The sequence below is a fragment of the Empedobacter sp. GD03739 genome (genome assembly GCF_029843245.1).
Lineage (GTDB): Bacteria > Bacteroidota > Bacteroidia > Flavobacteriales > Weeksellaceae > Empedobacter > Empedobacter falsenii_B.
Map to the genome: position 1 here is coordinate 1 of NZ_JAOCHX010000076.1, position 7,242 is coordinate 7,242.

At 32.4% G+C, this 7,242-nt stretch carries 7 protein-coding genes; 3 read left to right on the forward strand and 4 right to left on the reverse strand.

The window, feature by feature from the left end; translation table 11 throughout:
* The first annotated feature begins 95 nt into the window (after positions 1-95).
* From N5E64_RS15120 to N5E64_RS15130, 3 genes are all read left to right on the forward strand, one after another.
* Positions 96-740: a DUF47 domain-containing protein gene (locus N5E64_RS15120; RefSeq protein WP_038335434.1), complete on the forward strand. Its 645-nt coding sequence runs from the start codon at positions 96-98 to the stop codon at positions 738-740.
* Positions 741-762: 22 nt separating this feature from the next.
* Positions 763-1,869 carry an inorganic phosphate transporter gene (locus tag N5E64_RS15125; protein WP_052217794.1) on the forward strand — a complete coding sequence of 369 codons (1,107 nt, stop codon included), beginning with the start codon at positions 763-765 and terminating at the stop codon, positions 1,867-1,869.
* 102 nt (positions 1,870-1,971) lie between these two features.
* Positions 1,972-3,069, forward strand: coding sequence for an inorganic phosphate transporter (locus N5E64_RS15130; protein WP_038335433.1), 1,098 nt, complete (start codon positions 1,972-1,974; stop codon positions 3,067-3,069).
* An 82-nt stretch (positions 3,070-3,151) separates the two neighbouring features.
* Here N5E64_RS15130 and N5E64_RS15135 read toward each other — a convergent pair whose 3' ends face one another.
* From N5E64_RS15135 to N5E64_RS15150, 4 genes are read right to left on the reverse strand one after another with little or no spacing between them, the layout of a single operon-like run.
* Complete coding sequence (locus tag N5E64_RS15135; protein WP_219034157.1) at positions 3,152-4,867, reverse strand: phospho-sugar mutase; 1,716 nt, start codon at positions 4,865-4,867, stop codon at positions 3,152-3,154.
* A 9-nt stretch (positions 4,868-4,876) separates the two neighbouring features.
* On the reverse strand, positions 4,877-5,581 hold the full coding sequence (locus N5E64_RS15140; RefSeq protein ID WP_125349699.1) for a GIN domain-containing protein: 705 nt from the start codon (positions 5,579-5,581) through the stop codon (positions 4,877-4,879).
* A gap of 17 nt (positions 5,582-5,598) precedes the next feature.
* On the reverse strand, positions 5,599-6,561 hold the full coding sequence (locus N5E64_RS15145) for a glycosyltransferase family 2 protein (RefSeq protein WP_114998995.1): 963 nt from the start codon (positions 6,559-6,561) through the stop codon (positions 5,599-5,601).
* A gap of 3 nt (positions 6,562-6,564) precedes the next feature.
* Positions 6,565-7,134 (reverse strand): DUF4199 family protein, encoded by a 570-nt coding sequence (locus N5E64_RS15150; protein WP_114998993.1) that lies wholly within the window; start codon positions 7,132-7,134, stop codon positions 6,565-6,567.
* Positions 7,135-7,242 lie beyond the last annotated feature (108 nt).

Here is a 7,242-nt window from a genome sequence, read left to right on the forward strand (position 1 = left end):
TTATCAATATATTTTAATAAAAACGTTCGTATAATATTTATTTAATGTTAATTTTACATTAGAAAAATTAATTTTGCACTTCAAAACATTATTAAATGTCGGTAAACTCATTTTTTAAATTATTTACTCCAAAGGATAAAGTATTCTATCCTTTGTTCGAGGAAGCTTCAAAAAGTTTAATCAAATTAGCTGAATTGTTACATGAATGTGTAAACGCTCCAGTTGAAGAACGCGAAGATTACATCGCGCAAATTTCTAAGATAGAAAGCAAAATTGAATATCTTACTCAAAAAACAAATTTAGAGTTAAGCAAAAACTTTATCACACCTTTTGACAGAGAAGATATTTATCAATTAGTAAAATCTATCGATTATGTTGCAGATAATTTAAATGGAGCAGCGAATCGTATCAATATTTATCAAGTAGATAAAATTACAAAATCTATCCGCAAAATTACAGCTGTTAACTTAGAGGCTTGTCAATTAATCGGAGAGGGAATTGAGCAATTGAAAGATTTGAGAAACGTAAATCGTATTTACGAAATATGTGAACGAATCAATAAATTAGAAAATAAATCGGATCGTATTTTTGATAAAGCAGTTCAGGAAATTTTCGAAAACGAAACTGATGTTAAAAATATCATCAAGTATAAGGAGGTTTTATCTTCATTAGAATCTGCAACAGACAAGTGTAAAAGTGTTGCTAACGTATTGGAAGCTGTAGCGGTAAAACATTCATAACCAAAACTTAATCTAAAAGATTATGACAGATTTTTTTTCAGCGTTTTCGAGCATGTTATCGTCTACGCCAGGAATGTTATTGATTACTATTATCGTCTTAGCTTTTGTTTTTGATTATATTAATGGTTTTCACGACGCCGCAAACTCAATTGCTACAATTGTTGCAACTAAGGTTTTAACGCCTTTTCAAGCTGTACTTTGGGCTGCCGCATTCAACTTTGCTGCTTACTTTATTTCAGTTTATTGGATTGGAGAATTTAAGATTGGTAACACTATTGCAAAGTCGGTTAACGAGCATTTTATTACACTAGAAGTTATTTTAGCTGGAATTATCGCTGCAATTTCTTGGAACTTATTAACATGGAAGTTTGGTATTCCTTCTTCTTCTTCTCATACATTAATTGGTGGTTTCATTGGAGCTGCATTAGCTCACGCCGGTGGTTTTTCTGCTGGTGGAGAAGATGTAATTGTTTACAAAAAAGTAATTCCAATTATTTGCTTTATCGTATTAGCACCATTAATTGGTATGATTATCGCCTCGATATTAACCATCATCACGCTTCACATTTGCAAAAGAGCCAAACCTGCAAAAGCAGAATGGTGGTTCAAGAAATTGCAATTAGTTTCTTCTGCTCTTTTCTCTTTAGGACACGGTATGAATGATGCGCAAAAAGTAATGGGAATTATTGGTGCTGCGGTTATTTTTTACCATATGAATGTAGATTTTGATCCTGAATATTTAAAAGCTGAAGATAAATTTCAATATTTTGTAGAACATTGGGGATGGGTTCCCATTACATCTTTCATCGTTATCGCATTAGGTACAATGGGTGGTGGATGGAAAATCATCAAAACAATGGGTTCTAAAATCACAAAAGTAACGCCATTAGAAGGTGTAGTTGCTGAAACATCTGGAGCAATGACGCTTTATATTTCTGAACATTTCGGGATTCCAGTTTCTACAACACATACAATTACTGGTTCTATTATTGGTGTAGGTTTAACGAAACGTGTTTCTGCAGTTCGTTGGGGAGTAACAATTAGTTTACTTTGGGCGTGGATACTTACTATTCCTGTCTCAGCATTATTAGCTGCATTAATCTATTATGTTGTAACGTTATTTATTTAAAATATCATTTCTAAAGGAGCTTAAATTAAGCTCCTTTTTTATTTTTGAAATAATTTTCGAAATTGATAAATGATAAGTTTAATAAAGTTTTAAATTTGCGCCATGCAATTAACTGTATTATTTATCATTATCGGCTTAGCCATTTTATTTGATTTCTTAAATGGTTTTCACGATGCCGCAAACTCTATTGCAACGGTTGTTACTACAAAGGTTTTAACTCCTATTCAAGCCGTTATATGGGCTGCATTCTTCAATTTTGTTGCTTTCTTCATTGCCAAATTTATCATTGGAGAATTTGGAGTTGCAGACACAATCGCAAAAATTATTAAAGAAGATGTTGTCGTCGCATTTGGATCCAATCCATCTATCGTTGTTATGGCGGCGCTTTCTGCAGCAATCACTTGGAATATTTTAACTTGGAAATTAGGAATCCCTTCCTCTTCATCTCACACCTTGATTGGTGGTTTAGCTGGAGGTGCATTAGCTGCAACAGGTTATGATTTTTCTGCTATTAACAGTACGATTATCTTAACGATTATCGCTTTTATTTTGGTTGCACCAATTATTGGTTTAGTCGCTGGTAATGTTATTTACATCATCACGCTGAATCTTTGTCGAAATGCAAAACCACATAAAGCAGATGCTTGGTTCAAGAAATTGCAATTAGTTTCTTCTGCGATGTTGAGTATTGGTCATGGTTTGAATGATTCTCAAAAAGTAATGGGAGTGATCACGTTTGCTTTACTTGCTAATCAAACTGCAATTGTTAATACGGATATGAATGATTGGATTTTGAATGATGTTTTCAATTGGAAGCATTGGTTCATCACAACAAGTAGTACTGATATTCACGATTGGGTTCCGATTATGTGTTTCTCTGCAATTGCTTTAGGAACTTTAGGTGGCGGAATGAAAATCCTAAAAACGATGGGAAATAAAATTACAAAAATTACTCCTATCGAAGGTTTCACTGCTCAAACAGCTTCAGCTATTACATTATTTTTTACTGAACATATCAAAATGCCAGTTTCTACAACTCACGTGATCACAGGATCTATTATTGGTGTTGGAATGGTAAAAAGAGTTTCTGCCGTTCGTTGGGGAGTTACAATTAGTTTATTATGGGCTTGGATTTTGACAATTCCAGTTTCTGCACTTATTGCAACAGGATTTTATTATCTATTTTCGATGTTTTTCTAACATTAAAAATTTAATCATATAAAAAATGGCTGTCAAAATTGACGGCCATTTTCTATTTATTTTAATATTTATTCTTGAATGATTATTTGCTAAAATCTTCTTTCAATAAATCGATTTTCGCTAACAACGTTTGTTGAACAGCTGGATAATCTTCTTTGTTAGAAAGTGAAGCATTTACAGAGAAATAATATTTAATCTTTGGTTCTGTTCCAGAAGGACGACAAGCTACTTTACTTCCATCCTCTGTATAGAAAATCAATACATTTGACTTTGGTATCTCAATCGCTTTTTCTTCACCAGAAATTAAATCTTTGTCGATAGAAGATTGAAAATCTTTTACACGAACAACTTTAGATCCTGCTAATTCTTTTGGAGGATTTGATCTAAATTCAACCATCATTTTAGCAATTAACTCTGCACCTTCTTTTCCAGGTTTTACAATACTAATTAAATCTTCTTGATATGCTTTTCCGATTTCAAGATAGATTTCCATTAATTTATTGTACAGAGAACTTCCTTTTGCTTTTTGTACAGCAGCAATTTCAGAAACCAATAAAGCTGTTGTAACAGAATCTTTATCACGGATAAAGTCTCCAACCATAAATCCGAATGATTCTTCTCCTCCTCCAACAAAACTTTCTTTGCCTTCGAATTTGCGAATCATATCAGCAATCCATTTGAAACCTGTTAATCCTACTTTACAATCAACATTGAATTTCGCAGCAATATCATAGAAAATATCAGACGTTACGATTGTCGATCCGATAAATTCATTTCCAACTAATTTCCCCGATTTTTGCCATTTTTCTAATAAATAATAAGCCAAAACAGTATTCATTTGGTTACCATTTAATAAAACAATTTCACCTTCATTGTTACGCGTTGCAACACCTACACGATCCGCATCAGGATCTGTTCCAATCACAACATCAGCACCAATTTCATTCGCTAAAGTAACTGCCATAGTCAAAGCCTCTGGTTCTTCTGGATTTGGCGATTTTACTGTTGGGAAATCTCCACTTGGAATTGCTTGTTCAGCAACTTGATGAACTTGAGTAAAACCAGCTTTATCAAAAGCTTTTGGCGTAATTGCAACGGCAGTTCCGTGAATAGAAGTAAAAACAATTTTTATATCTTCCTTACCATCTTGTGTAAAACTTCCGTTCGCTACACATGCATCAATAAAAGCTTCATCAATTTCTTTACCTATATACGTTAACAATGCATCGTTACCTTGAAATTTGATTTCTTCTACTTTTACATTATTTACTTCATTAATAATTTCTCCATCTTGTGGCGGAACAATTTGCGCTCCATCATTCCAATAAACTTTGTAACCATTGTAAATCGGAGGATTGTGGGAAGCTGTCAACACAATTCCAGCATCACAACCTAAATGACGAACTGTAAAAGACAATTCTGGCGTTGGGCGAAAAGATTCAAACAAATAAACGTTGATTCCATTCGCAGTCAAAACATCGGCAACCATTTTTGCAAACGTATCCGAATTGTGACGAACATCGTATGCAATCGCAACTTTTTTCTCTTTATTCGGAAATTGTTGATTAATATAATTTGCTAAACCTTGCGTTGCTGCACCAAGTGTATATTTGTTTAAACGATTTGTTCCAACACCCATTATACCACGCATTCCTCCTGTTCCAAACTCAAGGTTTTTATAAAAAGAATCGTCTAATTCGGTTGGATTATTATCAATTAAATCTTGAACAGCTTTTCTTGTTTCCGCATCATAAGCGTCAGAAAGCCATAATTTAGCATTATCTAAACTTGAAGTCATTCTTATCTTTTATTTTTTTAATACTTGGGCGCGGTCGGCAATTTTTGTATCCTTATTAGGATCGCCCATAAAATTTACAATTGAGTTTCCTTTTGCAGAACCATATAAGGTTTGGCGTGCATTGATGTCTAATAAAGCGTTATCATCTGTTGTGAAATTAGCTTCATTGACCTCGTATTTGAATAAATTCAATTGTGCTTCGCCATAAGCTTTCACTTTCATAGTTCCAGCAGTTCCTTCTAACATAATATTAGATTGATCATCTGCTTTCAAATCAAAGTTGTTTGTAATCAAAAAAGTTTGATTAATTCTCGCTTGATCTTTCGCAGAGATAGTCAATTCATCAACATTCAATGTTCCAGAAGTAGTCAAAGAAGTTTGTTTATTTGCATCAATCTTTTCTAAATCTCGTGTCACATAAACGTACAAATCATAGGCACTATAATGGTCTACATTTGATTTTTCTTTGATTGTAACCGCATTATTTTTTGCTTCAACTTCTAAATTATCAATAATATTTTGATGCGATTCTACTTTAACTCCAGATTTATTTCCTGGAACTAAAATAACATTACAATTACACGAAACGCTCAAATCTTTGATATTATCAGCTGTATATTCTTTTTGAGCCGTTGCAGCACCTTCTCCATCAATTGATGATGAACACGAAGTTGCAACTAAACCTAAAAATCCTAATAAAAATATTTTCTTCATAGTAGTTGGTTATTTAATTAGTTTAAATTCAATTCTTTTTGAACTAAATACAATTGTTTTTCGCGATTATTGCGAACAATTAACTCGCCCAAAAATCCCGCCAAAAATAATTGCGTTCCTAAAATCATAAAAACTAACGAAATATAAAAATAAGGACTATCTGTGATTAATCTGGCTGGTGTATGGGAAATATAAACTTTATATAATTTCTCGATTCCTAAATAAAATGAAGCGAAAAACCCTAAAATAAACATCAATGTACCCAATAAACCGAAAATATGCATTGGTTTATTCCCAAACCTTGACGCAAAGAAAAGTGTAATCAAATCCAAGAAACCATTTACAAAACGATTTGCTCCAAATTTTGAAACACCATATTTACGCGCTTGATGTTTTACTTTTTTCTCAATAATTTTCGAATATCCCGCATTTTTCGCTAAAACAGGAATATAACGGTGCATATCACCATACAATTCGATATTTTGCGTTACTTCCCAACGATAAGCTTTCAAACCACAGTTAAAATCGTGCAATTTTACACCAGAGGTTTTACGTGCTACACCATTGAATAATTTCGAAGGAAGATTTTTTGTCAATTTATTATCTTGACGATTTTCTTTCCAACCCGAAACAATATCTGCTTTTTGGTTTTTCAGCATTTTGTATAACGACGGTATTTCCTCAGGAAAATCTTGTAAATCTGCATCCATAGTAATCACAACATCTCCTTTCACTTCTTTAAAAGCCGCGCTAAGTGCTGGAGACTTACCATAATTTTTACGGAATTTAATTCCTTTCACTTCTGTATTGAAGTTGGCAATATACTCTATAATTTGCCACGAATCATCTGTACTCCCGTCATCAACGAAAATAACTTCGAATGTAAAATCATTCTGTTCACAGACTTTTTTGATTCTGTAGAATAATTCCTCTAAGGAATCTTGTTCGTTCAGTAAAGGAACAACAACTGAAATATCCATATGTTAAAAAACACGTTTTTTTAAGAATTGTGAAAACATCGCTGCAATTGCGATGTAGAAAGATAAGAAAATTGAGGATAATCCGAAGAAGTTTTTCACAGTAAATAAATTAAGTGTTTTATAATCATCCGAATTTCTAAATGTTTCGATATCTTTTGCGACTTTTGGATCAGACATATTAGACGTAAAAGTATCTAATAACCCTTGTTTCAAACTATCTTGTGCCCATTCTCCATAAGTATTGAAGAATACAAAAATAACAATCAAACTCATGATTCCTGCAAAGAAAATCGTGTAGAAACCAACTTTAAAACCTTCTTTGAAAGTCATTAATTCTTCTGAAGTTTGATGATTTTTTGCTTTATTTTTCGATAAATTGAAAATTATTAAAAAACAATATAATGCATACAAAGGTAATACAATAAAACAGCAAATCATGAAGCTGTAAGTGTAATAATCTTTTACAGAAACTGTTCCGTTTAAAGAAAAATAAAAGTAAAGCGCGAAAAACAATGCTAATGTAATTGCTGTAAGCACCAAAGAGTTTTTGAAAATTTTATTAAAACTAATCATTCTGCAAAGATAATTATATCTCGTAATTCTTTCTCTATTAAATTGTATGATTTAAAAAGGAATTTATCTTCATAAATTCTTTTCTTCAATTATTTTTTACAATATCAA

What these genes read in the sequence shown, in the direction of transcription:
- N5E64_RS15145 (WP_114998995.1), bottom strand. Translation starts at nt 6,561, where the DNA reads ATGGATATTTCAGTTGTTGTTCCTTTACTGAACGAACAAGATTCCTTA.
- N5E64_RS15140 (WP_125349699.1), bottom strand. Translation starts at nt 5,581, where the DNA reads ATGAAGAAAATATTTTTATTAGGATTTTTAGGTTTAGTTGCAACTTCG.
- N5E64_RS15135 (WP_219034157.1), bottom strand. Translation starts at nt 4,867, where the DNA reads ATGACTTCAAGTTTAGATAATGCTAAATTATGGCTTTCTGACGCTTAT.
- N5E64_RS15150 (WP_114998993.1), bottom strand. Translation starts at nt 7,134, where the DNA reads ATGATTAGTTTTAATAAAATTTTCAAAAACTCTTTGGTGCTTACAGCA.
- N5E64_RS15130 (WP_038335433.1), top strand. Translation starts at nt 1,972, where the DNA reads ATGCAATTAACTGTATTATTTATCATTATCGGCTTAGCCATTTTATTT.
- N5E64_RS15120 (WP_038335434.1), top strand. Translation starts at nt 96, where the DNA reads ATGTCGGTAAACTCATTTTTTAAATTATTTACTCCAAAGGATAAAGTA.
- N5E64_RS15125 (WP_052217794.1), top strand. Translation starts at nt 763, where the DNA reads ATGACAGATTTTTTTTCAGCGTTTTCGAGCATGTTATCGTCTACGCCA.